Genomic DNA, 25,864 nt, shown 5'->3' on the forward strand with positions numbered 1-25,864 from the left:
CTAGATGGTGGTGCGCACCAGCGCCGCGTCAGGCAGCGATTCTGGCGCATTCTGATCTGGCGCCGGCAGCGCTTCTGTCTGAGATGATTCCGTGCTCGTCTCTTCATTGGCCTCTACCGGCGGCGCAAACAGAACCATATTGATCATCTGCTCCTGCTGCAACCGGGCGTCGGCGCGGCACGGTAGCGTCACCACGAATTTGTGCTTGGCCACGTCCGTCGTGGTGAAGCGGAATTTCGGAATCACGTCCTGCAATATCAAGCGTCGACTGCGAATCAAAGGAATGAAATCCTTGTTTTCTTTTTGAAACTCGCTCCAGTATTTGTCCAGCGCTTCCTTCATTCGCAATGAGTATTCATAGGAGCGCTGGAAATCCGGCTCTGTGGTGATGCAGAAACTATGGATCACATAGGGACGCAGCACCGAGTGGTTCTTGATGGCCGAACTCAGATACAGGCTGTTCGGGATGACTACGGTCTTCCCTGTGCTGGAGTAAAAGTCCCGGTTCAGCTCTTTCAGCGTGGTGGTGATCAGGTTCTGATCCACCACGTAGCCCAGATAATCGCCGGCTTCGATAATATCCCCCACGGCGAACTGACGGTTGCCCGCTCGCAGCAGCGTGCCGCTGACGCACAGAATCAACTCCTTGGTGGCGATGACAATGGCCACGGCGAAGGCGGTCAGCGACAGGGCGAAGGTCTGAATCTGCGGCGCCCAGATCAGAATCAGGCCGATGATCAGAATCAGGTAAGTAGAGTTTTTGAGGATGTTGGACCAGCGCAGCTTGAAGTCTTCGGACAGCGAGTTATTGCGCTTGATCTGACGGTGAATCACCCATCGCAACAACGCTAACGCAATCAGCAGCGTTACCGTGGCGGGGACTCCTCGTGTGGACGCAATATCGATCAGACTTTTGAAACTTTCCAGCATTTTGCGGCTCTTTATCCTCTCTATTTTTAACGCTGATGTTGATCTGGGTGAAAGCTCACAGCCTGCAACATTTTCTCGCGAATTAATATTAGGGTATTCATCAATAATTCATTTTAAATACAGGGGCATAAGCGCCAACGGCGTTAATCGCCTGGGTCTTCTTTGCGACTAGACAACGCTGGAGGTCGCCGGGCGCCGCTTCAGAAACCGCTACGATACTTATAGTTTGGCCCGTTAACGTAATTTCGCCAGACGCCAATCAGACTAGGCCCGTGGCGGAACTGGAAAAAGACGGCGGAATAAGCGGATTATTAGGAAAGTTTAATGCGCGTTAACACACTGATTGGCGCTGAAAAAGGCGGCGCTGAGCTAGGAGGCGAGGAGTGAGCCCGGCGCTGAACAGCCGGGCTGGGTTAAAAGAAAGGGCGACGTAAAAACCTCTCTGGGTTAGTAGTCCAGATCTATGGACACCAACTTGGATGGCTCCTGCAAGGTGAACTTGCTCTTGTCGAAACTGGGCGGGCCCATAAAGCCTTTCGCGTTGTTGGAAACGCCGACGCCTTCTTTGGGGATACCCAGAAAGTTAGCGTCGCAGTCGTCATTGCTGTTGGCGTCGTGACACACCGCCACTGCATAGACGCCATAAGGCACATCGGCGAAAGTGGCGTGAGCGCCGGCGTCCGTGGGTTTCACATATAGCTTGATGGAGGCCTTGGCCGGCGTGTCGGGAAAGCCGTCGGCGTTGTTATATAAATGCACCATCAAGCCGCCCTCGTTATTCTGCAAATGTTGCAGCTGCACTTCGATCGAGCCGGTGGGCGTATCCGCCGCCTGGGCTGTTGTGATGCTTAGCGTCGCCAGACAGCCTGCTACGACGAGTTGCGCAAAGAGTCTGGCTTGCTTCCATGTTGGGATGCGCATGATTTGTCCCTCCTTATTTCCTGCAGATCAATAGCGATCTTCTAGTGTGTTCGCAGCAGCGTTAGCGTCATCGCCGCATCAATGAGCGGTTGCATTCTTGGGCGCAGGGGACGCTGCCGGCTCCGACTGCGCTGATGCGCCGGCATAGAAACGGCGGGCCATCTCCAAGACATCGTCTACGGACCACTGATCGTATGCATGGACGCCGTATTTGCTGGCGACCACGGAGCCATCCGGCGCGATCAGGAAATCCGCCGGCAATCCCAGCGGACTTTCACCTTTATCCGGGTTGGCGGTTTTCATCTTGCGCGCGCCGCCTTTGATCGCGGCGGCGATGGCGCGTGGGTCCATCAGGGCGCGTAAGGACTTCTCCACGCCAAACTCCTGATAAAGCTTCTTCTCAGGATCGGAAATGACGTCAAATGGCGCGTCTCCCTGGAATGGCTGCATGGAGGCTTCGCTGGAGTGAAAGATGACGATTTCCCGGATCCCTGCGGCGACCAGCTCCGCATGCCTTAACGTCATGGCGCGCATATGCATGTTGCAAAAGGGGCAGCCGGCGAAGCGGCGGAACTGTAAATGAACCAGTTGGTCCGGGTCCGGCCATTGCGTGGGCTGGCCTTTGATGGTGGTTAAGGTTTTGGGGGCGACGAGATCGCCCGCCTGGATTTTGTTTTTTAATCCTGGTTTCACGGCGGTGTGTTCCTTATTGTCCGACATGCTGTGGAATCAGGCGGCCTGGGACAGATGCGGCCAGGGGTAGCCTTGTTCCTTGAGTTCCGCGAGCGCTTCGCTCACTGCGACGCGCCAGTCTTTTTGTGGCGTATAGCCAATTTTTTTATGGGCGTAGTCGGTGGGGCACAGCCAGTCTTCCGCCACGTGCACCAGAGAACGGGTGAGGAACGGGGAAGAGCCTGGCAGAATGGGCAGCAGCGTCTCCATCAACCAGCCAAAGGCGTAGCCTGCAAAATACGGCACGCTATAAATCGGCTTGGGCGAGTTGGTTTCTTTGCAGATAAATTCAAACACTTCCCGGGTGGTAGGGAAGTCCTTGCCGCAGATATTGAAAGACTCATAGTTGTCCAACCCCTGCGCTACGGAAGCCAGGGCGAAGGATTCGCCGAGATCCGTATCCGCCACCAGCGCCATACGGCTGCGTCCGCCGGATAACCAGGGCACCATGTAGGTACGCAGACGCGGCACCAGGGCTGGAACCATGCCGAGGTGGTTGCCCTTGCCGACAAAGTGGCCCAGACGCATATTGACCATCTGCGTGCCGCGCTGGCTGTTTTCGCGCATGTAATTATCCACGTCGATCAGTTTGTCGACATGCGGCCAGTAGCCGGTGTAGCGGGGTTCGGAAAAATCGTCCTGGGGTTTGCCGTCCTTGCGAATGCCTGCGATGGCGACAGTGCTGGCGAGCAGAAAGCGCTTCACGCCGGCGTTGATGCATTGGTCAACGATGTCCACTGCAGGTTCGAAAAAGTGGGTGCGCTCCAGGGCTGCGTGTCCCCAGAAGGCTCCCCAGGTGCCGGTGTGGCAGACCACATCGACGTCCTGCACCATGGCTTTGCGGTAGGACGCATCCAGCAGGTCGCCGCTGCGTATCTCGCCTTTGAATTGGGGAACCAGTTTTGACGGGGTGCGACAGGCCGCGATGGGCTCAACATCCGGGCGAGCCATCAGCGCCTTGATAACGTTGCTTCCCAAAAAGCCAGTCGCGCCGGTAACCAGCACCCGCGTTTTTGGTCCTGTGTCCATGACAGTCTCCTTGTTTGCTATGACGCCCCGCCGAATCGCCACGCGCCTCTTGTCGTCGAGGAGAGTGACTATCCGGCGGGGCTGCGTTGTTGTCCTGACCGCTCATTTCCCGAACTACAGTTCGATCATACGCCTCTGTCGGGACTTGGACTATGTCGTTTTTTGAGCAGGAAATGAATTACCGGCTCATTTCTATTCGTTAATCCACTGCTACTTAATTTTTTCTAAAGCAAAGCGTTGCAGGCACATACGCTGGAACTCGATGGAGGTTCCCGGCAAGTCGACGGTCAGCGTCTGCACGTTTTGCTTGAGGTTAAGCGACATGCTGCGGCCGCCGCGGGCGATAAATCCGTCTGCGAACACCGGTCCGGCATGAATGGTCGCCCCCTGGGCGGGTACGTCGATGACGCAGTTGAACGCCACCGAGATACGGTTCTGCGCTTTCAGCTCGTAAGTGCCCTCGCAGTAGGGCGAAAAGCCGTCCTGAATCGGCATGGCGCCGACGCTGAGATTGCCCTTGTTCATCTCGGAAGCGAAGCCCTGTTCGAGAGTCATGGTGCCGTCCTTACTGAACGTCATGACGCCGGTTCCGCTCATGTCGACCACCTGGGCGTCCACCAGCAACTGACGGGTATCCGGATCAATGGATACGGTGCCCGGCGCCTGCGGCAAACTGCGCACGCAGGTCTGGTCGGTGGTGAAGCCGAACTCCGCTTCAAAGTAACGATGACGATGACGTTCACCGTAGGAGTCGGAGTCTGCGTAAACATTAGCTGCGCCCGCGCTCAACCCGGCCAACAGCATGAAACTCATGCCTGCCTGGCGTTTCACTTTATCGAACATAAATACTCCTCGTATTTTAATTTCAGGTTAAGGAAACACTGGTTAACCGGGTGTTTATGCCGTCCATGCCCGGGCGACGAAGGCGTCGTTTCCGGTAGTGGCTCAACATTCTGTTTGACGTCAGATTGGTTTAAAAAATTACCGGCTCGATATGTCGAAAGCAATGTGAAAACAGGGGTTTATTGTCCCGTATATGGGAAACAGAATCGCTCAAACAAAGCTTGGCGCGCGGGAGGCGCTAACGCTTGGGCTCGGCGCCGTGTAACGGCAAAATTAAATACCAGTAACGGTCGTTTTATGATCTAAATGCATACCAAAAGCATGCCAATAGCATAATGCGATTTTATTAGTCCTTTAGTTTTAGAGGCTTACAAATATGAGGTAAATAGCCGATATTGCGCAAAATATACGCGTAATAAAATCCCCGCTCTTCCTTGAAGAAAGGACTATACCAATTGATAATAAGGGGAGCTCTAATATGAACCGAGCACATACCAAGAAACTCGTTCTTGGGTGTCTGGTAACTTTGCCTTTCATCGCCCAAAACGTTCTCGCGCACGGCTACATCTCCAAGCCGGCGTCCCGTTCCTACCAATGTAAACTGGGGGAAAACCTTAACTGCGGCGCTATTCAGTGGGAGCCGCAGAGTGTCGAAGGTCCCGACCGCTATCCGGAAGGCGGCCCTGCCGACGGCAAGATCGCCAGCGCAGGGGTGTCCCATTTTTCCGAGTTGGATGAGCAGTCCGTCAACCGCTGGAAGAAAACGCCGATCCAGGCCGGCTCCAATACCTTTATGTGGCGCTTCACCGCCAATCACGCCACCCGCGATTGGCGTTACTACATCACCAAAGAGGGCTGGAATCCCAATGCGCCGCTGACCCGCAACTCGTTCGAAGCGCAGCCGTTCTGTAGCTACGACGGCAATAACCAGCGTCCGCCCACGGAATTGTCCCATGAATGTAACGTACCCAGCCGCAGCGGTTATCAGGTCATCCTGGGCGTATGGGATGTGGGGGATACCGTCAACAGTTTCTATCAAGTCATCGACGTTGATTTCGGCGGTGGCGGCGGTGATCCGTCAGAACCGCAAGAATGGCGCGACATTGGCGACATCAACCCGTCTATCGATCTGCAGACTGGCGATCAAGTGAAAACCCGCGTTTTCGATCGCAACGGCGAGAATCCCGGACTGCAAACCGTGCTGAATATCAACTCTGCGGATGACGGCAAGAAAGACAAATGGCCGTTCCTGCTGGCCACCGCCATCAACAAAGAGTCCGACGCGCTGCGCGCTGGTAAGATGAACGCCAAAGGCGACATCGTTCCGGCCTATGGACGCAATGACGTATTCGGCAAGGCGGACAGCGACGTTGACCGCGTTGAGATTGAAATCGTCAAAGGCGATGATGGCCCCGTTGATCCGGCTGTCGAGCTGAGCGGATTGCAGGGCGAGTACATGATCGAAAATGGTATGGCTACCATCGACTTCACCGTGTCCACCAACGCGGCGATGAACGTAAGCAGCTATGTGTATGCGCCTGACGGTTCCGCCGCCGGCTTCGGTGAAGCCAAGGTGGATAACACGTCTCATAACTTCCGTATCGATATCGACAAAGCCGAAGCCGGCGCTTATTCCCTGGTGGTCAAAGGGGAAAGCGAAGACGGTAAAGTGGTGCAGAAAACCCAGGGCTTCCTGTTGAAGGAAGATGGCGGCGATACGCCTCCGAGCGGTGATTACGATTACGTCTTCCCGGAAAGCCTGAGCGCGTACAAGGCGGGAACCACCGTTCTGGCCAAAGACGGCAAGATCTATCGTTGTAAACCATTCCCGTACAGCGGCTGGTGCACCGTATACAGCGACAACGCCAATCACTATGAGCCTGGCGTGGGCGCTTACTGGAGCGACGCCTGGGAGTTGGTGAAGTAATCGACTAAGGAAATTCCGATTCCTGATTTCAAGCCCCGGTTGCTGCGTGCGCCGGGGCTTTTTTTATCAGCGAATTGACGGCTATTTTAGAAGGAAGGGGCTCGCCTGCGCCCCATGGAAAGCGGGAGCTTAAGGCTGACCCGTGTAGTTAGACGTGACGTAATTACCATTGTCGTCAAGGAAGATAAAAAACGTCTGCTTGACCGCGTCGGCGGCGCTGGAGTTTTTATAACTCACCCGCCACAGATGCTCTTCTCCTTTGTCCATATACAGAGTCTCGACTCTTTCCGCATGGGTCCAGCTTGCGTCCAGACGTTTGGCGCCGACCATCTTCTTCATGACGAAATCTCCGCGATCCTGAGCGGTTTCCTCAGGGATTGCCTGCAGCCTGTCGTGGTTGGGGTGAGCATGCGCCTGAAGGGCGGAGAAGGCCAGAGGGAGGCTTAGCAGAAGCGCTTTGGTTTTGGTCATAGTGATTGCCGTGTCTATATGAATCCGGTTGTGAGTTCCATTTACCGCAAAGCCTGCGCCAGGAGTCGGGGAGATCAATGCGAAGACAATATTCTAGTCGGGCGGGATAGTCTGCGCTTCGGCCAAATGGTCGGTTTTAGGGGGCGTGAAAATGGACGATTTGACAGGAATCAGAACTGCGTCAATTATTGTTGCAAATGATAATAATTATCATTTAGGATTTTGCAAAAAGACGGAGGCTTTCACACCCATGCGTTTTCTATGTCCCACACATGAAGAATGGTATTCGCTGCAACCTGAAGAGGAGCTGGTGAATAACTGGATGCACTGGATGCATTTGTCCGGCTGCTATTATCAAAACTCACAATGGAACCGGGCCTTACCCTATATCGGCAGCTCTTTCGATCTGGCCCGGCTGCTGCTGTCGCGACAAGGCGAAGAGCGCAAGACGGCGATTACGTTGCTGACCTTATCCGGTATTTATCTGTCCAATGTGTTTCACCACATGGGCGATGAAGTGGAGTCCAACAAAGTGCTGAACATCGCCTGCGAATATTTGGCGCGCTTCAGTGAGCCCGCCACCAACTCCAGCGTGATGCAGTGCATGAGCTGTCTCTCTGACACCCGCGCCCATGACATGTTCGTGGCGCATCATCTGAACATGCCGCTGGCGCGCCGCAGCAGCTCCCAGGCGACCCATTAGTCGCCTGGCGCTCGCCCAGGGCGTAATGACGAGTAACGTTTAAGACGCTGTAACGCTGCAAGCGTTTGTAATATTACAAATAGTCCGGCAGATGTCCCCGGATGTCCTTGACCGGGTGCACGGTGAGATTTTTATCGACCTCCGCCGCCACGCAATGACGCACGTTGGCGTTCATCTGACGTCTTAACACGCCCAGAAAGGTGGGTTCGGAGAGAATGTACAACTTGTCGTACTGCTTTTTGTTGAGCCCTTCATTCAGGCGCTCGTTGACGCGCTTGGCGAATCTCTCCACTTCTTCATGCTTTTTACGATCCGCTTCGCCGTAGGAGTGATTGCCTGAGCCGTTCATCATCCCGCCGTTGCGGTCTGAGACGATTTCCTGTTCCATCAGTCGGTTGATCGGGTGGGTGAGGGTTTCCAGTTCCTGTAATGCGCCTTTCGGGGTGTCGCAGGAAAACAGTCTGGCGTGGGTGGTGTCCGCCGCTAGTACCCATGTAGTCATAAAAACTCCTCTGGTTAACGGTTTTAGTAAGCAATCGCTGGTGCGGCATTCCGCCGCAAGTACCGCCACACACTGCTTGAGTGTAACCCATACTTTGGAGAATCGCCTGAAACGGCGATAAGCAGTACGAAAGACATCCTGGGTTCACCTGTCACAATATTTCGCTATCCTGTCACAATATTCCGCTATAATGTCGCGTCGGCGCTCAACGCCGAATGATGGCGGATAACAACTCAGTGCGGTTCGCTCCGCTAAAAATCAAGTATCGGACAGCCGGTTCAACCGGAAAAATATTGGGAAACACCAAAGACGATTTCGATTTTTCGACCTCTTTCTTTTCTTCCACCTCCTCAACGACTTCATCCGAAGTCACCTTGCAACAAGCCGCCGAGATCGCGGCGAATCCTGCGACTCAGGAATACCTGTCAGGCCTGTTATGGGATCTGGACGGCGTGCGGCAACCATTGCGTTATCACCCTGAAGAAGATGCCCTCTATCACTCGCTGCAAGTGTTCGAACTGGCGTACGCTGAAACCCGGGACCCGGAGCTTTGGGCGGCGGCGCTCTTTCACGACCTGGGCAAAAGCGTGGACCAGAAAGATCACTGCGCAGTCGGCGCCGCCATGGTGCGGGGCGTGCTGCCCAGCCGGGTGGAGTGGCTGATCGCTCATCATCTGGACCTGCTGCTGGCCCCGCAACGCACGCGCCGACGCTTGGGCGAATCTACGCGTCTGCAGGACTTAATCTCTCTGCGGCGCTGGGACCTGGGCGGACGCTCGCTCACCGCAAAAGTGCGCAACCCGGAGCAGGCGCTGCAGTTGACGCTGGATGCTTTGATCGCCGCTGGCGCACAGCAACCCTGATCCTGTGGCGTATCGCCGCGCAGGCGCTTTGATGCGCCGATTTATTTAGATATCAATCTGACTTTCACGGCGCAGATCCGCGCCGGTCCATTTATGAAAAGTAAACGTAATAACCGCATTCGCCGCCTATTGGTGATTGAGGCGGCGCGCCTGATGTATGAAGAAGGCGTGGACCAATACCTGGACGCCAAACGTAAGGCGGCGAAACGACTGGTGGGCGGCGACACGCTGCATTTGCCCTCCAATGGTGAAATATCCGAGGAAATATATCGCATGGCGCGTTTTGAGGAACCGGATGCGGTGACACAGCGCTTATTTGATATGCGGGTCCTGGCGATGGATGTGATGGAGCAACTGACGCCGTTTAATCCGCGACTGATCGGCTCAGTCAGCAGCGGTCGCATTCGCGCCAGCAGTGATATTGATCTGCATGTTTTCGTCGATATGCCGGAGACGTTGTTTGTCTACCTTGATGACATGGGGTGGCCCTATGAAACCAAGAGCATCTGCATACGCAAAGAGGGCCGTTTTATGGAGTTCACCCATGTCTATCTGGATATGGAGTTTCCCGTGGAGTTATCGGTGTATCCCACGCAGGACTTGCGGATAAGGGGGCGCAGCAGCACCGACGGCAAGCCTATTGATCGGCTTTCTGTGGGACGTTTGCGGACGCTGATCATGCATGAACATCCTGAGCAATGGGAGGCGTTGATATATGGCGGCGGGGGCGATGAGGCCTGCGTTGAGGCGCTTGCGGACTGAACTTACGGCGAGATGACCAAAGGTTAATTCAGGGCGTGGCGAGGACTTCCGCCCTTGTGACTGATGGTTAAAGTAAGTATGGTCAATAAATGATCGGCGCCAGGCGCCGGTTAAACATACAAAGGGTGTCGCGTGTTCGGGAGGAGCCGGTTTGGCTCTTCGTCTTTATCGACAATGAGGTTTTCAGGCGATAAATAACCGACGCGACGCCTTATGGAAAAGGGAGGATTGCAATGGCGCGGTATCAGACGATAACCGTACAAAGCAACCAAACTGCAGGATGTCGGGCGTGTGAGCGTCTGCTGTGGAACGGCGCGTCAAACCCAATCTGATGTGACTGGGACCGCAATGACGCGCGGATTGTCTTTAAAAACTTCGATGATTCTGGGAATTGTCGGGGTTACCGTGATCGTCGCGTTGCTGTACGCCTTCGACGTACACCGCGATATCGTGAGCTTATTGGAGTGGATGAGCCGGCAGGGTCCGGCGGCGGGAGCGATCTTCGTCGCGCTGATGGCCGCTGCGGTAGTTTTGTTGGCTCCTGGCGTGTTTTTCACTACTGGAGCGGGTTTCGTCTTCGGAGTCGTCACCGGCTCCATCTACGTGATCGTCGGCACGGCGTTGGGCTCCATCGCCGCATTTGTCATCGCTCGGCGCGGCTTTGGTGAAAAGGCGACGGCTTATGTGCGCTCCCATGCCAAAATCAGACTGGTCGACGCGGAAGTCAGCCACCAGGGCTGGAAACTGGTGATGTTGACCCGGCTTGTGCCTCTCTTTCCTTTCAAAGTGTCCAATTATCTGTTCGGTCTCAGCCGGTTCTCCCTCAAGGACTTCGCCATCGGCAACACCATCGGAATCATCCCGTACTCCGTGCATAACGTGTATGTCGGCTCGCTGGCGGCGGACGCGCTCAGTGTCTCCGTGGGCGCCGCGCAGCGCAGTCCCTGGCAATGGGCGATATATCTAGGCGGTTTCGCGGCGTTGGCGGTGTTTCTTGTCTATCTGAATCGCATGGCCAAACGGATTCTGGCGACTTATGAGCTGGAGCAGCGGGATGCGCCGCATATCCCGCGCGCAGCGCAGGAGTCGCCTGTGAATGAAGGAGAAGAACGATGCCGTGGATGAAATGGTTGCCCTGGCGTTACATCATTAGCCGCTTCGCCCGCGCACACGGGTTCCTGGACCCGGTGGCGGTGCTGTCGCATTTACACCGGTTTTCCCAGCCCTCGGAGGTGACGGAGCCAATTGAACTGCTGCGGGCGGGAGCGGTTTTTCACGCCCGGGGATTCATTAACAGCCGGGTTATTCAGCACAACCTGGACTGGGTGTGGCCGTATTGGATCACCCGTCAGTTTGACCCGGCGGACCCGTCTTTCGTGCCCCGTGCGTTCAGTCTCACTCACGTTAACCTGACCCACCGCAACTGGACTGCCGTGGGGTTGCCGGATTTGCAGGAAACGCCGCTGGTCGATCCCCGCGGGTTGTTGACGCCGCTGTGGGACGGCTGGTCACTGGACGCCTGGATTGTCACCGCCGATGGCGACATTCTGGCGCCCTCACGCTCGACAGAGACCCGTCAGGCGCTGCACACCGAAGGCTTAAGCGTGGTGACCGAAACGAAAGAACTGGACATGCGCTTGCGCGTCGAGGCGCAAGTGGTCATGCGCGACGGCGCCCCGGTGTGCCTGTTGGACATGACCGGGAATGCCGGTCGCGACGCCTGGCTGGTGTTGGCGTTGCGTCCGTACAACCCGGAAGGCGTGCGCTTTATTCATGAAGTGACGTTGAACCCGCAGCGCAATGGCTGGACGGTGGATAATGAGCGCCAGGTGGCGTTCAGCGAACCCGTCGATCGCCATCACGTCTCCGACTATCGGCAAGGAGATGTCTATATTCATCTGCGCGACGCCAAAGACCAGGAGTCCGGGGAATGCGATATTGGCATGGTCACCGCCGCCGCCATGTTCGCGATTCCCGCAGGCGGCGCCCGCAATATGCAGGCGCGGATTCCGCTGCCGGAATCGGGAGATGAGAAACCGGGCGACTGGCGGGAAAGTCTGAGCGAATGCTGCCAGCTGCAAACCTCGGATGAACAGGTGCAGTTTCTCTACGACGCCGCTGTGCGGACCCTGACTCTGTTGTCTCCCGGGGAAGTGTACGCCGGCCCCTATACCTACAAGCGTTTCTGGTTCCGGGATGCGGCGTTCATCATTCACGGCCTGCTGAGCCTGGGGCTGACCCAGCGAGCGGAGCGGGCAATAGATCGTTTCCCCAAACTGCAGGATCTCAACGGCTATTTTCATTCCCAGGCGGGAGAGTGGGATTCCAATGGCGAAGCGATCTGGATCATGCAGCGCTTCTGCGAGCTGACCGGAACCCAACCAAAAAACACCTGGCGCGACGCCGCCCGCTCTGGCGCGCGCTGGATTCTGCGCAAACGCGAACCCAACGACGGCGCGCCTCACGCTGGACTATTGCCAGCCGGATTCAGCGCGGAACATCTGGGACCCAATGACTATTATTATTGGGATGACTTTTGGGGCGTGGCTGGTTTACGCGCCGCAGCGCGCATGATGGATGGCTATGACAAATTGGCGGCGGAAGAATTCGAACGTGAGGCGGAAGTCTTTCGGCAGGCCATCGACATCAGTCTGCATCGCGCCTCGGAGCGACTGGGTCGACCGGGCATGCCGGCGTCGCCGTATCGACGTTTGGACGCGGGGGCTATTGGATCGGTAGCCGCTGGGTATCCATTACAGCTTTGCGCGGCGGACGATCCCCGCCTGCTGGATACGGTGGAGTTCCTGCTGGCCAACTGTTTTTACAAGGGCGGGTTCTTTCAGGACGTGATTCACTCCGGCGTGAATATTTACCTGACCCTGCATGTGGCGCAGGTGTTGCTGCGCGCTGGAGATTCCCGCTACGAGGCGCTGATGCAGGCGGCGGCGGACCTGACCTCGCCCACCGGACAATGGCCGGAGGCCGTGCACCCGTCCACCGGCGGAGGTTGCATGGGGGACGGACAACACGCCTGGGCGGCGGTGGAATGGATTTTGTTGCTGCGCAACTGTTTCGTGCGGGAAGAAGAGGACAGGCTGATTTTGGTGTCCGGCGTGCCTCTGCGCTGGCTGGAGGACGATCAACCCGTCACCTTCGGGCCTACGCCGACCCGGTTTGGCCCGATCAGTCTCAATCTGATCGGCGAGGGCGTCAGCGGCGGCGCGGGCATGGTGCGGGTCAGTTGGGAGGCGGAGTGGTTTGACGCAGCGCCGCTGATGGAAGTGAGACTTCCGGGCGTTTCAACTATTGAAGCGCCTCAGGAACGTAATTTCGTTGATATCAATTTGGAGGATTCTCGATGAATATCGTCATGGTCACCAACACGTATCTGCCTCATGTGGGCGGCGTGGCCCGGTCGGTGGAGAGCTTTACGCGGGAATATCGGCGACGCGGTCATAAGGTGTTGGTGATCGCGCCGGAGTTTCCCAATCAGCCTCAGGAAGAAGAGGGCGTTATCAGAGTGCCCGCCATTCAGAACTTCAATGGCAGTGACTTTTCCATGGTGCTGCCCATTCCCGGCCTGCTGGGGGAAGCTCTGGACGCCTTTCAGCCGGATATCGTGCATTCGCACCATCCCTATCTGCTGGGGATGACCGCGCTACGAGTCGCCCGGTATCGGGAGACGCCGCTGGTGTTCACTCATCACACGCTGTATGAGGAGTACACCCATTACGTGCCCGCGGACAGGCCGCTGTTCAAACGTTTCGTGGTCGAGCTGGCCACCATCTACGCCAACATGACCGACCGTGTGTTCGCCCCCAGCGACAGTGTCGCCAGCCTGATTCGGGAGCGCGGCGTGCGCATGCCCATCAGTATCGTTCCCACGGGCGTGAAATTAATGGACTTTCAACGTGGCGAGGGCGGTCTGTTTCGTCATTCCGTGGGCGTCTCCCAGGAGGCCTATGTGATTGGTCACGTGGGGCGGCTGGCGCCGGAGAAGAATTTGAAGTTCCTGGCGGAAGCGGTAGCGGCCTTTATGTTGCTCAACCGCTATGCGCACTTTCTGGTGGTGGGAGAAGGGCCCTCGGAAGCCGAAATGCGCGATGTCTTTCAACGCTACGGTCTCGCCGATCGACTGCATTTCGCCGGGCAGCTACAACTGCCTGACCTGGCTGACGCCTATCACGCCATGGATGTGTTTGCGTTCAGCTCGCAAAGTGAAACCCAGGGCATGGTGCTTACTGAGGCGATGGCGGCGGGAGTTCCGGTGGTCGCCCTCGACGGCGCAGGGGTGCGGGAGGTGGTGATAGATCAGGAAAACGGCTATCTGATTAAAGATCCGTCTATCGTGGACTTTATTGGCGCGTTGCAACATTTCGGCGCGCAGAGTCGGGTAGAGCGTCGGCGTATGCAGGAATGCGCGCGGCTGACGGCGGAGAGCTTTTGTCTGAGCGCCACCGCCGAAGCCGCCTTGCGGCATTACGAGAGTTTGCAGCGGCTGTCCCATATCTCCGAGCCGGAGACCGAAGAACAATGGGAGCGTGTTCTTAATCTCATCAAAGCGGAATGGAATATTGTCAAAGGCATGGCGGGCGCCGCCGGCGCGGCCATTGCCGGCGGCGGCGTGAGTTCCCAGGAGTGCGAGCAGGACAGAGGCTGAGCCTGTCTTGAAGCTCTGCCAGCGACCTCATTCGCCCTGTTAATAACAGGGCGCAACCCTCTGTCGCCAAAGGATAAAAAACGTCTAAACTTTTCGTTTCGCTATGTTATTCTTAGTCCCTTTCATTCTCCGCTCCTAAGCGCCTGCGGCTGAAATTTCCGTTCATCGCGTGTGAATCATGGCGATGTCCGGGTGACTCTCGAAAGCGAGATGGGACGCTCGTTTTGATCAGCGCAAGGCTTCGCCAGTGAGGGCCGCAATACTAATTCGGAGCGACGCATCCCGTTATCCCGTAAGGATAAAGCCGATATGAAGCTGATTAAAAAGGCCAGCCTGCATTTTCAGGAAGGAAACTCCAACAAAGTTTACGAGGTTGAGCTGAGTGAAGTCGCCAGCCGCAAGGACGACCGCTTCCTCGTCAATTTCCGTTATGGCCGCCAGGGCGGCGCGCTGCGAGAAGGCACAAAAACGCCTGCGCCGGTGACGCTGGAAGAGGCGGAACGGCTGTTCGACAGTGTCGTTGTCTCCAAAACCAACAAAGGCTATTACGACGTCAATCGCGGTGCGCCAGCGGCCTCAACGAACGACGCCCAGGTCAAACCCGCCATGCCGGAAGGACCGACCAGTCTGTTGGTGAAGTTACTGGAAAAGCTGCGTCAGGAGTGGGATAACGGCAAGCGCGCCCGTCTGATATGGCGTTTGGGAGAATTGGGGCGCTCTGAAGCCGGGCAAGAATTGGCGGCGTGCGTCGGCAAAGGGGACTGGCTGCAGGATTTTGCGGTGGCCTGGGCGCTGGGCCGCATTCGCGCGACAGATTACATGGAAGATCTGCATCGTTTGCAGAACTCGAAAAACAGCACCGTCAGCGCCATGGCGTTTGAGTCGATCCTGGCCCTGACTGACCCCTCGCAAAGAATGACTCTGCTGCAAACGCAATGGAATCAGATGCCGTCGCCCTTGCAACAGGCGCTGACTTCCGGCGACGACGTGGGCGTGCGTCTGCAATTGGAAAACGGCTTGAACGCCGCGCCCGCCGGCGCCAATGATCTATTGAAAAACGCTTATCTGCTGGCGTTGCATTATCCTGCGCTCTATCAGGCGCTGTACGGCTGGCTCAGTCAGTGCAAACTGGCGCCTGGCGTATTCAGTGGCGTACGTTATATCTACAAAGCCGCCGAGTTCCGTCTGGACGCTCCGATGTTCGCCCTGTTGGCGCGTCGTTTTGAAACCAGTCGTGAATTCTTCCAATACCAATGGGACTGGGCCTGGTTGCCGGGCGTGGGCAGTTTCAAACCAAAAAGCGAGCTGAAAAAGCCCGACCCCAAAGTCGCCTACTCGAATAAGACCCGCAATTACCTGCGTCGTCGTAGCTGGCGCAGCATCAAGCGCATCGGGCAGGTGGGCGATTTACGCTATGTCGACATGGCCACGGAAATGCTGCTTACCGTTTCGGATGCGGACGCGGGAGAAACCCGCAAAGCGGATATCTATCGCTGGGAGCGTAATGGCCGGCGTTATGAGCACAAGCTGGTCGCGCGTAATTTCTATGATCATTACGCGGGCCTGATTGCGTTTAATCACATTCTACGAGGCGATAGCGCGCAGTATAAATTGGCCCCCAGCGGACGAGCCTGGTTGAAAGTTTCCGATGAGCGCGCGGCGGACGCCCGTGAGGAAGCCTTCTCTCATTTGTGGGATCAGCGTCCTGACTGCGCTTTGCGCTTAATGTTGGAGAGCCAGTGTGAGCCGGTGCATGAGTTCGCCAGCAAGGTATTGGCTGCGAACACGTCTTTTTGCGCGGAGATCGCTGTCTCTGATATTGAGCGCCTGCTGCGCAGCCGCTATGAAGCGACTCAGCGATTTGCCTTGCAGTTGGCGCGGACTCGCCTGGACGGCCATATCGAACACGGTTTATTGCTGGCGCTGCTGAACAGCGGTCTGGATGAAGCGCGGGCGTTAGGGATGGAAATGCTTGCGCAAATGCCGCCGGCGACCCTGGTCGAAGCGCCGTTGCTGGCGGCGTTATTGCTGTCGCAATACGAAGAAGTGCGCCGGTATGCGGCGGACAAGACCGCGCAATATTCCTGGACGGCATCGGATCAGGCGCAGTGCCTGCACACCCTGATTGAGCAGGCGTTGCAAACGCCCCCTGAATTGCCGCCAGCACTGTCCCAGGAATCCCATGCCGTCTGGTTGGCGGACTTCTGTATCGCCCGCTTCGCCGACGCCTGCCGGGAATTGTCCCTGCACTTGATCGACCGTCTGCTGGCGGAGCGCAACACGGCATTGCAATTATTCGGCGCGCGTTTGCTGGTGGCTCATGGCGTCGGTTTTGGCGATATTCCCGAGCGTCTGCTGCAACACATCATGCAGTCGGACTCGTCGGCGGTGCGCGCATGCCAGACCTTGTTGCTGGGCAAGCAGCCGGATGCCGAACTGGTCAAACAGGCGGGCGTGCTCGCCCTGCAATTCTTTGAAGGCGAAGCGGATGATCGCAATGCCGCCGCCGCTATTCTGAAACGTCTGGCGCTGGCGCAACGGGAATGGGCGGAGGCGATTCTGCATCACTTGTTGCCGTATACATTTCGCAGCGAAAAGCAGGACGGTCAGCGGGAAGAATGGCTGGTGTTCTTCAAAGACGCGCTCAGCGCCGCGTTCGACGCTGTGGACGATAGTACTTGCTGGCGCCTGCTGCAGGCGCAATCCACCGGCGCGCAGCAGATAGGCGCGCTGTTGTTGCAGGCGCGCAGTCCATTGCAGTTTAGCGTCCGTCAGTGGGCGCAGTTGGCCAAGCATCCAGACGTGGCGGTGCGTCAGTACGCCTATGACGCCTATGAAGCCAACCCGGATCGTATTCTGGCGGAGATTCGCGACGCATTGCGCATTCTGGACTCAGACTGGGATGACTGCCGCGAGTTCGGCTTCGCCTTCTTCCGCAGCCATTATGAGGAAGCGGGCGAAACCCTGTGGACGCCTGAGCTGGTGGTCTACCTGTGCGACAGCGTGCGGCCGGACGTGCAGCGCTATGGCATGGAGCTGCTGCAGCGCTTCTTCCAGGAACAGAATGGCGTCGAGTATCTGTTGAAGCTCAGTCAGCACCCTTCGGCTAATGTGCAGTTTTTCGTGAGCAACTTCCTCAATGAATACGCCGCCGGATACCCAGAGCGCATTCTCAGTCTGCAAGGCTACTTCACCACGGTGCTGTCGCAGGTGAATCGCAGTCGCGTCTGTAAGGATCGCATTCTGGCGTTTTTATCTGAACAGTCGCTGCTCAATGAGCAGGTGGCTAATATGGCGGCGGATTTGTTCGCCCGCATTTCCCTGACCGTCGTGCACAAAGACAAAGCCGCGTTGATCAAGGCCCTGTTGGACCTGCGTCGCCACTATCCGCAACTGGGAACGCCGCTCAGCGTCAAGCCCGCCGAAGTAAGAGAATATTAAGGAGCCGTTGATGGAGTTTCGTTACCGTTATCACGGACACAGCCGCGTGGACAGCAATGCGGGCAAGACGGATCTGTCCTTCGCCCCGGACAGCCTGCGGCCGCCGACCCATTTCGTCGGCAAACTGAGAAAACATATCGCCTTTCGCGAAGCGATTTCCGCGCTGCATAACGTGGTCATTTCCGACATGCGTTTTCAGCCCAAAGACAAAGAAGAATACAAGCGCTGGCTGGCTCAGGAAGAGCAGAACATGCTTGCGGAATTCATGTCCCGCAAAGAATCGCTGCAGACGGAGATTCGCTCTCTGCGCAGCGAGCTGGACGACCTGAACAAGCAGAGCGACAAAGTACTCAAGCCGTATTACGACGCACAGCGCAATTACTTTAACTATCTATACAAGCATGACCTGGACGCCTGGTATGTGCTGGACCCGGTGATCACGGTGCATCCGGACCAGGTATTCTTCGAATGCTTTTCCGAAGATGAATCCAGTTACGGCAAATTGAGCTGCGGTTACGAGGTGTTTGAAACCATCAGCGACACCGCCTGCGGCACCACGAACATTGATTACTCTCAAGGGCTGTATAACGAGTTCCAGAAAATCCGCGATTATCGGGAAACACTGTTGCAGGTAGACCCCGGCGGCTTTAGCGTGCAGACCGGTGATGACGATCAGTTCGATGAGAAGAAAATCGACCTGCCGGAAAGCTGGGTGCGCGGTTTTCTGCAGGTCAGTTCGGCGATGACGTTGCCGATGGTGAAGGTCGAATTGCAGCCCATGGATGTACATAACCTGTGTTATGTGCTGCGTCGCAAGAAAGAGCGAGTCGGACCGCGGGCGATGCGTTACGAGCTGGAGCCCGGCAAGCCGGTGCGGGTGATATTCGAGCCCTGGGGCGAAGAGGTGGTGTGCAGCCGTTCTATCTATCAGGGCCATGAAGCGCGCAGTATTCGTGTGTGGGGGCGTCGTCGCCTGCATATTCTGGAGCGCTTGATTCCGGTAGCGGACAAATTCGTCGTGCACCTCATGGGAGATGGCCTGCCCAGTTTCTATGTGGCGGAAATGGGAGATCTGACCTTTACCTTGGGGTTGTCCGGCTGGAGCGCCAACGACTGGTCGCGTATGGGTAACTTTGACCTGATGGCGCCGCGAGCGGAGGTGGATGAGATCACGCTGCGTCGCGTTTATCACGGACTGCAGGAAAACTGGCTGGAAAGCGCCGGTAGTCTGGCCGCCCGCTTGGGGCTGGACGACACCGTGGTGCAATCCGCGCTGTCCATTTATAGCCAGCAGGGACAGGTCCTGTTCGATCTGGCGGAAGGGGTTTACCGCATCCGCGAATTGAGTCGCGAGCCGTTGCCGATGACGCAGTTGCGTTACGCCAATGAGCGCGAGGAGATGGCGGAGAATTTCAACAAAGCCAATCTGGTGAAACTGAGCGCGGTGGACGTCAACGACGGCGTGCTGTCATTGCAGGGAGAAGTGACCGACAACGCCGTCGCTTACCGACCCAAAGTGGCGATCGACGCCGATCAACGACTGCGTCAGGGTGAATGCCAGTGTCACTTCTATGTGCACAATCGTCTGCGCAAAGGCCCCTGTGAACACATGCTGGCGCTGCGTAAGCAACATCAGATACAGCATCCTTATGTGCTTGCCGGCGCAGAGGAGGCAGGGCGATGAACGCAATTTTTCCTGTTAAATCAACGGTGGGGTTTGCTTGCTCCGCCCAGGTTGTTATACTGCCCGACGGCGGTAGCGCGACAAAACTACCTTGCAATCCGAGCGGTGGATCGCCGTTCTTGCTATTAGACTTATCACGCTTCACTGGCCAGATCTTTACTGGGCCGTACTGCACCACCTATCGCTATTGCGGTTTGGTTTCTACGAAACCAATGAGCGATAGGTGGTGCGTACGGCGTCGAGTTGATCAGTCCAGTTCTGAGAATTCTACGAAGGGAAACCATGTCGCGCTACCGCCTTCTTTTTGCGCCGCCTCAGTGCGCTCCTTTGCGTCCTCATTATCATTCCCCGCACTCAAATCGTTATCCGTCACTGTTGCAAGTCGGTCCGCCGCCGTGCGCGTTGGTCGTTGCAGTACGCGGTTGTCATCGGCATTGAGAGGAGGGCGTTGAGATGAGCGAAGAGAAAAAACTGACACGTCAGGAAATCTACCAACGCATCCGTGAAACCAGCAAGGACGAGTACATTCTCTCCGAAATGGTGCGCCTGGGCTTTTGGCCGGACAACTCGGAAAAGCCTTCTTTGTCGGAAGCGTTTATCAAAAAACGCACTGAACTGCAGGCGGCGTTGCGGGAGCTGGGGCAACAGCAGATGCTGTACTCCGATCCAGAGAAAGCGCTGAAGGAAATGCACAAGCAGCGCAAGAAGGCGGCGCTGGCCAAGCGGGAAGAGACGCGTCGCAAGCGCAACGAAGAGCGATTCCAGCGGGCGCAACACTGGCGCGAAGTGCAGGCGCAACAGATCACCTACCTTGGTGAAAACGTGTCAGGGGGATTGGGTGATGCAGCCTCAGATGACGCGCGTCTGCGCAGTCAGAATCTGCCAGTCATAAACGCCGCCGAAGAGTTGGCGACGGCGATGGGCGTGACGTTGAACGAATTGCGTTTCCTTGCCTACAACAAAGAGGTATCCAAGCTCAGCCACTATCAGCAATTCGCTATCGCCAAGAAAACCGGCGGCGTACGCGAAATTTCCGCTCCCATGCCGCGTATGAAGAGAGCGCAGTATTGGATTCTGGACAACATATTGGCGCCGCTTTCTCTGCATGACGCCGCGCATGGCTTTGTCGTCGAGCGCTCCATTGTGTCTAATGCGCAGCCTCACGTGGGCAAAGACGTGGTCATTAACCTGGACTTGAAGGACTTCTTCCCAACGGTTTCCTATGCGCGCATCAAGGGCGCGTTTCGCCATCTTGGCTACAGCGAGCAAGTCGCCACTATTCTGGGGCTGCTGTGTTCGCAGCAGAAAGTGCAGGAAGTGGAAATGGACGGCCAGAAATGGTTTGTCAGCGAAGGTGAACGCTTTCTACCTCAAGGCGCGCCCACCAGTCCGGCGATCAGTAATGTCATTTGCCGAAAGCTCGATCGCCGTCTGCAAAGCATGGCAGCCAAACTTGGATTCACCTATACCCGTTACGCGGATGATGTGACCTTCTCCGCTGACGGCAAATCCGACGATGACGTCAAGCGTCTGTTGTGGCGCTGCCGTAGCATCATCAAGGATGAAGGTTTTGTGGTGCACCCGGATAAAACCCGGATTATGCGCAAACATCGCAGACAGGAAGTCACCGGCGTCGTCGTAAATGACAAGGCTTCGGTGGAAAGAAAACAACTGAAGCGGTTTCGCGCACTGTTGTTTCAAATCGATAGAGACGGTCCCGCTGGAAAATCCTGGGGTCGGGGAGAGCTGTTCGCCGCCATTGACGGATTCGCTAACTATGTGGCGATGGTGAACCCTGAAAAAGGCGTGCCGCTGCAACAGAAAGTGGCGCAGCTGAAGCTTAAGTACGGTGTGAAAGTGAAGCCGTCCCGGGTGTTGGCGTTGAATAAAAAACGCATGCGTCTGAAGGCGGCGAAAGGCGAAGCGCCCCGCGAAGACTGGTGGCAGGCGCAAGCGGCCGCCGCGCCGGAACGGGAGAAGACCGCGGAGCAGGTGAAGGAAGAGCGCAAGGCGGAGAAAGCGGCGCAGAAGGCGCAGGCGACTCCTGTCCCATCGTCTGTAGACGCTGAGCCAGCGCAAGCGCCTGCGCCGACACGCCCGCAACAGCAAGCGCAACCTCCCGCGCCAGGTCCTGAGGGCGAATCTCACGCAAAAACAGGGTGGATCATGCTGGCTATCGGCATACTCATCTATCTTGTGATGAAGATGCTGGCGTAAGGAAAGAGCAAAGCACTTTTGGGCGCGGTTCATGTCCCGAAGTACTAACCGCAAGCAACGGAGTAAGGAAAATGTCCAGACACATCGGCATTGTTGCATGTAGCGCTGAGGGCGCTGCGCTCTGTTATCGCACTATCTGCGCGGAAGCGCCCGCGTTGATGGGAGAGCATCGGCATCCGGAAGTATCGCTGCATACGCATCCCGTGGCGGATTACATGCCTTATCTGAATGAGGGCGATTGGCGCGGAGTGGCGGATTTGATGCTGTCGTCCGCCCGAAAATTGGCGATGATGGGCGCGGACTTCGCCATCTGTCCGGATAACACTATTCATCAGGCGTTTCAGATGGTGCAGGCCGAATCGCCCATTCCCTGGCTGCATATCGCGGAAGCCGTGGCGCAGGCGGCGCAAACGCAAGGCTATCGCAAGTTGGGAATCACCGGTACGCGCTTTCTGATGACCGGGCCGGTCTATCCTCAAGCCTTGAGCAGGTTTAATATCGACAGTCTGATTCCGGATGAGGCGGATCGCGAAATCATTGATCAGGTGATTTTCAATGAGCTGGTGAATGGGGTGTTTAAGGAAGAATCCAGATTACGGTTCAATGCGGCGATCCAGCGACTGCAAGACCGCGGTTGCGATGCGGTGGTGCTGGGCTGTACTGAGATTCCGCTGCTCGTCGATCCTGATGACTGTCCGCTGCCGACGTTGGACTCTACTCGCTTGCTGGCTCGGGCCGCCCTGATGGAAGCGCTGCGAGCGTGACGCTCCGGCGTTAATCATCCTCCAAGATGTGATCTCTCCACATTTCTAATTTAATCGCTCCCTGATAGCATGCGATGACGTCCACCTCATTTTCAGGAAGTCGTCCACCCTTATGAAAAATAAGAAAATAGTCGCAGCCTTTCCGTTACTGTTCCGTTGCTTGACGCTGGCGGGCGTCACGCTCCTGAGCGCCTGCTCTGACTCTTCTCCCGACGCGGGATCTCCGAGTGATGGTGGTGTAGATGCGCCGCCGGACTATAGCGTAGAGAGTGGTGAGGATATCCAGGATGACGCCCTCGACTGGAATCCCGCCGATGATGGCTGGCGCAAAGGGCGATTGTTCGTGGAGCTGAAGATCGAGCAGGAGGCTTCCAAAGTCGAGCACAAGGTTCATCAAGGCTTGAGCGGCCCGGAAACCACACAAATTGATTGGACATACAGCTTGGTCGCCAATGGCGATCAGGCGGTCTGGATTCGGCCGGATCTGGATAAACTGATCCCGGACATGGACCCTGAATACGGTCGCAGCAGCTGGGAATCAGAACCCTATATGCCGTTGAATGACGACAGTGAACTGGTTGTGCAGGGCGACGTGAAAGTCAGTCTGTACTTCGACTCGCAAACGCCGGATGCGTCGGATTATGTGCGCACCAGGCGGGAAGTATCGGCGTCGGGGAAGGTCACCGGTTTGACCATCAAAACCCTGCAGCCCTCGCTGTACGGGCAGGGCTATGAACTCTATGCGGAATGGGAGCCGTCCTTGAATGTCAGGGATATCGCCACGCTGACTGATCGTAAAGGCGCTGATCAGGTGCTGGACGAAAGCGGCTCCAGCAATGAGCCTATCAAACTGCGCTTATATCCCACACTTAATGCGGACGGCATCAATGACTATCCCCTGGCGAGCAGAGATGATCCGGCAGAAATCAAAGAAGGGATGAAGAAGTTTGAGCAGGAAGTCTGGCAATCCCTGCAACAACTGCCTGACGCTCCGGTGTTAGGTGAAATCCGGACTGGCCTGATCACTGAGCAAAACAAGGACAGTCTGACCCTGACCTACGAATACAGCGGCGACAAGCAAATGCCCTATTGGCCCAGCCTTGAAGCCCTGGCCGCCAGACCTGATAGGAAAAACACCATGAAGGTCAGAGTGCGGTTGCAGGTGGATTGATCGAGAAATAATGTCGCTTATCTACTGATAAACAGCAGAAATAAAAAAGCCGGCGTAAGCCGGCTTTTTTGCAGTCGGGTAGCCAGGGCGCATTACTGCGCCCCAGCCCCCTAAGAACCGTACGTGCGAGTTTCTCCGCATACGGCTCAAGCCTCTACGAAACTCTCGAAAGAGCCGGCTTCGTTACTGAAATGTGCTGATGATGAACCTGCATGTGACAGGCAGGATGCAAGAGCACCAAGTTAGCAAGGCTGTCGTCGCCACCATTGACCCTATGGATCAAATGATGCTCGTGCCAGCCTGTTTCGCGGGTGATGGCTTGTTCGCATAATGCGCACTTGCCAAATTGCTGCACATAAAGGCTATTAACGCGGCGGCGATATTGCAGGGAATCCCGCATACGCTTGCCTCGCAACTCCTCAAAGTACAACTCCCACTCAGGATCAAACGGATTAGCCTCCGATTTCACCTTGGTATGCCGCTTGATTTTGGTGTCTGTGGCGTAAACCAGTTTCACCGTTTTCTCTGTGCCTAAATCATCAACCGCTGTGTCGGCAAACGTCCAGAGTCGGTTGTCGATGTGTTGCCAGTAGCGACTAGCAATCCACCGCTTCCCCTTCTTGGAGTGTCGCCTCCGCGCCCAGCGCCATAAGGCGTGCCAGAGCTGAGCATCCACGCGAGCGAATGCGTCACTGGCGACCTGATGTTTATGGTAATTTACCCAACCTCGAATGATCGGGTTTAACCTATGGATCAGATTTACCTGTTTAGCACTTTTATTGGCATTGATTACATCGCGGCATTTCGTGAGAAATGCTTTGGTGTTCTTTCTGGATGGTTTGATGAGCAACTTGCTCTGGTACTTACGCACCGTCCAACCCAGAAAATCAGAGCCGTGATTGATATGTGTCACCTGCGTTTTTTCAACCGATAGTCTCAGACCGCGAACGGCCAGAAATTTCTCGATCAGCGGTTTAACTTCATTTTCTAGCAGCTCTTTCGAACTGCCAGTAATCACAAAGTCATCCGCATAGCGCACAAGGCCAACTTTATATTGACGCAATTTTTTACTGCCTTTGGCACCAAAGTGCTTAGCTAGTAATGCTTCAATGCCATCGAGCGCCATATTGGCGAGCGTAGGGGAGATAATCCCACCTTGCGGTGTTCCTTCCTCCGTTTTCCATACTCGACCCATATCGACGACTCCGGCTTTCAGCCATTTACGCAACATCAGTTTGTCCATCGGGACATTATCAATCAGCCATTGGTGGTCGATATGATCAAAGCAGCCTTTAATATCAGCTTCCAGAACCCACTGAGCTGAGCCTTTTTTGCGCAGTAGCATATAGCACTGCATAATGGCATCTGCTGTGGAACGATCAGGCCGGAATCCATAAGAATCCCGATCTGCTCGCGTTTCTGAGACAGGTTGCAGGGCTAATAAATACAGCGCCTGCATCGCTCTGTCTTTCATGGTGGGAATGCCTAAAAGGCGTTCCTTCCCATTAGCCTTTGGAATACGCACACGCCGCAAGGGCAGAGCGCGATAACCTCTGCGCTTTAATTGACCAATCGCCGCCCATTTGGCTTCGGGCGTTGACCACAAAACACCGTCTACTCCCGATGTCCTGCGACCTTGGTTTTCAGTCACTCGTCTTATGGCCAACGCTCGACCACAAAATGAGCGGGTTAAGAATCGTTGCAAGGCTTTCACCTTACGCCAGTTCTCGTCCTTCGTTGCCTTGGCGATACGAATCTGTATCCCTCGGACAGTCTGGTTCACATGCTTCCAGCCAATCTGGTGCCAGTGTTCCGGTCTGCCGGAGAGTGCAGATTCCGCTGTGAGCGAAACGCTTGTCATGCTAGTCTCCTTCTTGTGTATTAGAAGGAAACAGAACTCGGCTCCGAAAGGAGCAAAATTCTGCTCCCTTCGTTGGAAAAGCCCGATTTGCCAAAAGGTAAGTCGGGTTTTCTTTTTCAAGGGTTATCCAAATCTCTCGCCATGAGAGACCAGATGGAAGTGGGCACGGCTTTCGCCGCTGAGTATGTTTCACCTCAGTATCCCGATCATTACAATCGAGCATTCGCTTTTTCCATCCTCCTCTACCCGCAGTCGCAACAGATTGCCTTGCGGCGCTCCTGCCTTTTCCCCATAGGGCAAGGCACAACTACGGGCTTACCGAGTTCCGCGCTGATGACACGAAAGGGTTAGGCGCTGTCTCTTCGCCGGTGGTTCACTGGTGA

20 protein-coding genes are annotated in these 25,864 nt (G+C 56.1%); 12 read left to right on the top strand and 8 right to left on the bottom strand.

Annotated elements, in window-relative coordinates:
• The 5 genes from ACQYWX_RS12965 to ACQYWX_RS12985 all read right to left on the bottom strand — a co-directional run bounded on the left by ACQYWX_RS12965 (position 1) and on the right by ACQYWX_RS12985 (position 4,455).
• Positions 1-930: a mechanosensitive ion channel family protein gene (locus tag ACQYWX_RS12965; RefSeq protein ID WP_431689057.1), complete on the bottom strand. Its 930-nt coding sequence runs from the start codon at positions 928-930 to the stop codon at positions 1-3.
• Between the two features lie 447 nt (positions 931-1,377).
• A complete protein-coding gene (locus ACQYWX_RS12970) occupies positions 1,378-1,851 on the bottom strand; it encodes a DUF2141 domain-containing protein (RefSeq protein ID WP_431689058.1) in 474 nt (157 codons plus the stop codon).
• Positions 1,852-1,929: 78 nt separating this feature from the next.
• Positions 1,930-2,544 (bottom strand): peroxiredoxin-like family protein, encoded by a 615-nt coding sequence (locus ACQYWX_RS12975; protein ID WP_431689059.1) that lies wholly within the window; start codon positions 2,542-2,544, stop codon positions 1,930-1,932.
• 36 nt (positions 2,545-2,580) lie between these two features.
• The gene (locus ACQYWX_RS12980) at positions 2,581-3,612 is read right to left on the bottom strand and encodes an NAD-dependent epimerase/dehydratase family protein (RefSeq protein ID WP_431689061.1); all 1,032 of its coding nucleotides are present in this window, start codon (positions 3,610-3,612) and stop codon (positions 2,581-2,583) included.
• Positions 3,613-3,822: 210 nt separating this feature from the next.
• The gene (locus ACQYWX_RS12985) at positions 3,823-4,455 is read right to left on the bottom strand and encodes a hypothetical protein (protein ID WP_216738015.1); all 633 of its coding nucleotides are present in this window, start codon (positions 4,453-4,455) and stop codon (positions 3,823-3,825) included.
• A gap of 478 nt (positions 4,456-4,933) precedes the next feature.
• Here ACQYWX_RS12985 and gbpA point away from each other — a divergent pair, with 478 nt between their 5' ends.
• Positions 4,934-6,382: an N-acetylglucosamine-binding protein GbpA gene (gene gbpA / locus ACQYWX_RS12990; RefSeq protein WP_431689062.1), complete on the top strand. Its 1,449-nt coding sequence runs from the start codon at positions 4,934-4,936 to the stop codon at positions 6,380-6,382.
• A gap of 129 nt (positions 6,383-6,511) precedes the next feature.
• Here the strand turns inward: gbpA and ACQYWX_RS12995 are convergent, their stop codons facing one another.
• Positions 6,512-6,853, bottom strand: coding sequence for a DUF6488 family protein (locus ACQYWX_RS12995; protein ID WP_279507116.1), 342 nt, complete (start codon positions 6,851-6,853; stop codon positions 6,512-6,514).
• A 250-nt stretch (positions 6,854-7,103) separates the two neighbouring features.
• Between ACQYWX_RS12995 and ACQYWX_RS13000 the strand changes: the two genes are divergently transcribed.
• A complete protein-coding gene (locus ACQYWX_RS13000) occupies positions 7,104-7,556 on the top strand; it encodes a hypothetical protein (protein ID WP_127970087.1) in 453 nt (150 codons plus the stop codon).
• A 73-nt stretch (positions 7,557-7,629) separates the two neighbouring features.
• On the opposite strand, the gene ACQYWX_RS13005 is transcribed toward ACQYWX_RS13000, so the two are convergent.
• Positions 7,630-8,058: a host attachment protein gene (locus ACQYWX_RS13005; RefSeq protein WP_127970088.1), complete on the bottom strand. Its 429-nt coding sequence runs from the start codon at positions 8,056-8,058 to the stop codon at positions 7,630-7,632.
• A 293-nt stretch (positions 8,059-8,351) separates the two neighbouring features.
• On the opposite strand from ACQYWX_RS13005, the gene ACQYWX_RS13010 reads away from it, so the two are divergent.
• From ACQYWX_RS13010 to ACQYWX_RS13055, 10 genes are all read left to right on the top strand, one after another.
• The gene (locus tag ACQYWX_RS13010; protein ID WP_431689063.1) at positions 8,352-8,921 is read left to right on the top strand and encodes an HD domain-containing protein; all 570 of its coding nucleotides are present in this window, start codon (positions 8,352-8,354) and stop codon (positions 8,919-8,921) included.
• A 93-nt stretch (positions 8,922-9,014) separates the two neighbouring features.
• Entirely contained in the window at positions 9,015-9,683 is a 669-nt protein-coding gene (locus ACQYWX_RS13015; RefSeq protein WP_431689064.1) for a nucleotidyltransferase, read from the top strand.
• A gap of 360 nt (positions 9,684-10,043) precedes the next feature.
• Positions 10,044-10,808 carry a TVP38/TMEM64 family protein gene (locus ACQYWX_RS13020; RefSeq protein ID WP_431689065.1) on the top strand — a complete coding sequence of 255 codons (765 nt, stop codon included), beginning with the start codon at positions 10,044-10,046 and terminating at the stop codon, positions 10,806-10,808.
• The gene (locus ACQYWX_RS13025; RefSeq protein ID WP_431689066.1) at positions 10,796-13,045 is read left to right on the top strand and encodes a hypothetical protein; all 2,250 of its coding nucleotides are present in this window, start codon (positions 10,796-10,798) and stop codon (positions 13,043-13,045) included. The genes ACQYWX_RS13020 and ACQYWX_RS13025 overlap by 13 nt, the downstream gene beginning before the upstream one ends.
• A complete protein-coding gene (locus ACQYWX_RS13030) occupies positions 13,042-14,343 on the top strand; it encodes a glycosyltransferase (protein WP_431689067.1) in 1,302 nt (433 codons plus the stop codon). The genes ACQYWX_RS13025 and ACQYWX_RS13030 overlap by 4 nt, the downstream gene beginning before the upstream one ends.
• A 309-nt stretch (positions 14,344-14,652) precedes the next feature.
• On the top strand, positions 14,653-17,784 hold the full coding sequence (locus ACQYWX_RS13035) for a WGR domain-containing protein (RefSeq protein ID WP_431689068.1): 3,132 nt from the start codon (positions 14,653-14,655) through the stop codon (positions 17,782-17,784).
• 10 nt (positions 17,785-17,794) lie between these two features.
• The gene (locus tag ACQYWX_RS13040; protein ID WP_431689069.1) at positions 17,795-19,468 is read left to right on the top strand and encodes an SWIM zinc finger family protein; all 1,674 of its coding nucleotides are present in this window, start codon (positions 17,795-17,797) and stop codon (positions 19,466-19,468) included.
• A gap of 453 nt (positions 19,469-19,921) precedes the next feature.
• Entirely contained in the window at positions 19,922-21,685 is a 1,764-nt protein-coding gene (locus tag ACQYWX_RS13045; protein WP_431689070.1) for a reverse transcriptase family protein, read from the top strand.
• A gap of 71 nt (positions 21,686-21,756) precedes the next feature.
• A complete protein-coding gene (locus ACQYWX_RS13050; RefSeq protein ID WP_431689071.1) occupies positions 21,757-22,449 on the top strand; it encodes an aspartate/glutamate racemase family protein in 693 nt (230 codons plus the stop codon).
• Between the two features lie 112 nt (positions 22,450-22,561).
• A complete protein-coding gene (locus tag ACQYWX_RS13055) occupies positions 22,562-23,620 on the top strand; it encodes a hypothetical protein (RefSeq protein WP_431689072.1) in 1,059 nt (352 codons plus the stop codon).
• 154 nt (positions 23,621-23,774) lie between these two features.
• Here the strand turns inward: ACQYWX_RS13055 and ltrA are convergent, their stop codons facing one another.
• Positions 23,775-25,481 carry a group II intron reverse transcriptase/maturase gene (gene ltrA, locus ACQYWX_RS13060; RefSeq protein ID WP_431689073.1) on the bottom strand — a complete coding sequence of 569 codons (1,707 nt, stop codon included), beginning with the start codon at positions 25,479-25,481 and terminating at the stop codon, positions 23,775-23,777.
• Positions 25,482-25,864: the final 383 nt, after the last annotated feature.

The organism is Hahella sp. NBU794 (genome assembly GCF_050749805.1).
Lineage (GTDB): Bacteria > Pseudomonadota > Gammaproteobacteria > Pseudomonadales > Oleiphilaceae > Hahella.

Coding starts and splice junctions, on each gene's coding strand:
- ACQYWX_RS13005 (WP_127970088.1), bottom strand. CDS start 8,058: ATGACTACATGGGTACTAGCGGCGGACACCACCCACGCCAGACTGTTT.
- ACQYWX_RS13045 (WP_431689070.1), top strand. CDS start 19,922: ATGAGCGAAGAGAAAAAACTGACACGTCAGGAAATCTACCAACGCATC.
- ACQYWX_RS12980 (WP_431689061.1), bottom strand. CDS start 3,612: ATGGACACAGGACCAAAAACGCGGGTGCTGGTTACCGGCGCGACTGGC.
- ACQYWX_RS13000 (WP_127970087.1), top strand. CDS start 7,104: ATGCGTTTTCTATGTCCCACACATGAAGAATGGTATTCGCTGCAACCT.
- ACQYWX_RS13035 (WP_431689068.1), top strand. CDS start 14,653: ATGAAGCTGATTAAAAAGGCCAGCCTGCATTTTCAGGAAGGAAACTCC.
- ACQYWX_RS12985 (WP_216738015.1), bottom strand. CDS start 4,455: ATGTTCGATAAAGTGAAACGCCAGGCAGGCATGAGTTTCATGCTGTTG.
- ACQYWX_RS12970 (WP_431689058.1), bottom strand. CDS start 1,851: ATGCGCATCCCAACATGGAAGCAAGCCAGACTCTTTGCGCAACTCGTC.
- ACQYWX_RS12965 (WP_431689057.1), bottom strand. CDS start 930: ATGCTGGAAAGTTTCAAAAGTCTGATCGATATTGCGTCCACACGAGGA.
- ACQYWX_RS13025 (WP_431689066.1), top strand. CDS start 10,796: ATGCCGTGGATGAAATGGTTGCCCTGGCGTTACATCATTAGCCGCTTC.
- gbpA (WP_431689062.1), top strand. CDS start 4,934: ATGAACCGAGCACATACCAAGAAACTCGTTCTTGGGTGTCTGGTAACT.
- ltrA (WP_431689073.1), bottom strand. CDS start 25,481: ATGACAAGCGTTTCGCTCACAGCGGAATCTGCACTCTCCGGCAGACCG.
- ACQYWX_RS13050 (WP_431689071.1), top strand. CDS start 21,757: ATGTCCAGACACATCGGCATTGTTGCATGTAGCGCTGAGGGCGCTGCG.
- ACQYWX_RS13040 (WP_431689069.1), top strand. CDS start 17,795: ATGGAGTTTCGTTACCGTTATCACGGACACAGCCGCGTGGACAGCAAT.
- ACQYWX_RS13015 (WP_431689064.1), top strand. CDS start 9,015: ATGAAAAGTAAACGTAATAACCGCATTCGCCGCCTATTGGTGATTGAG.
- ACQYWX_RS13055 (WP_431689072.1), top strand. CDS start 22,562: ATGAAAAATAAGAAAATAGTCGCAGCCTTTCCGTTACTGTTCCGTTGC.
- ACQYWX_RS13030 (WP_431689067.1), top strand. CDS start 13,042: ATGAATATCGTCATGGTCACCAACACGTATCTGCCTCATGTGGGCGGC.
- ACQYWX_RS12995 (WP_279507116.1), bottom strand. CDS start 6,853: ATGACCAAAACCAAAGCGCTTCTGCTAAGCCTCCCTCTGGCCTTCTCC.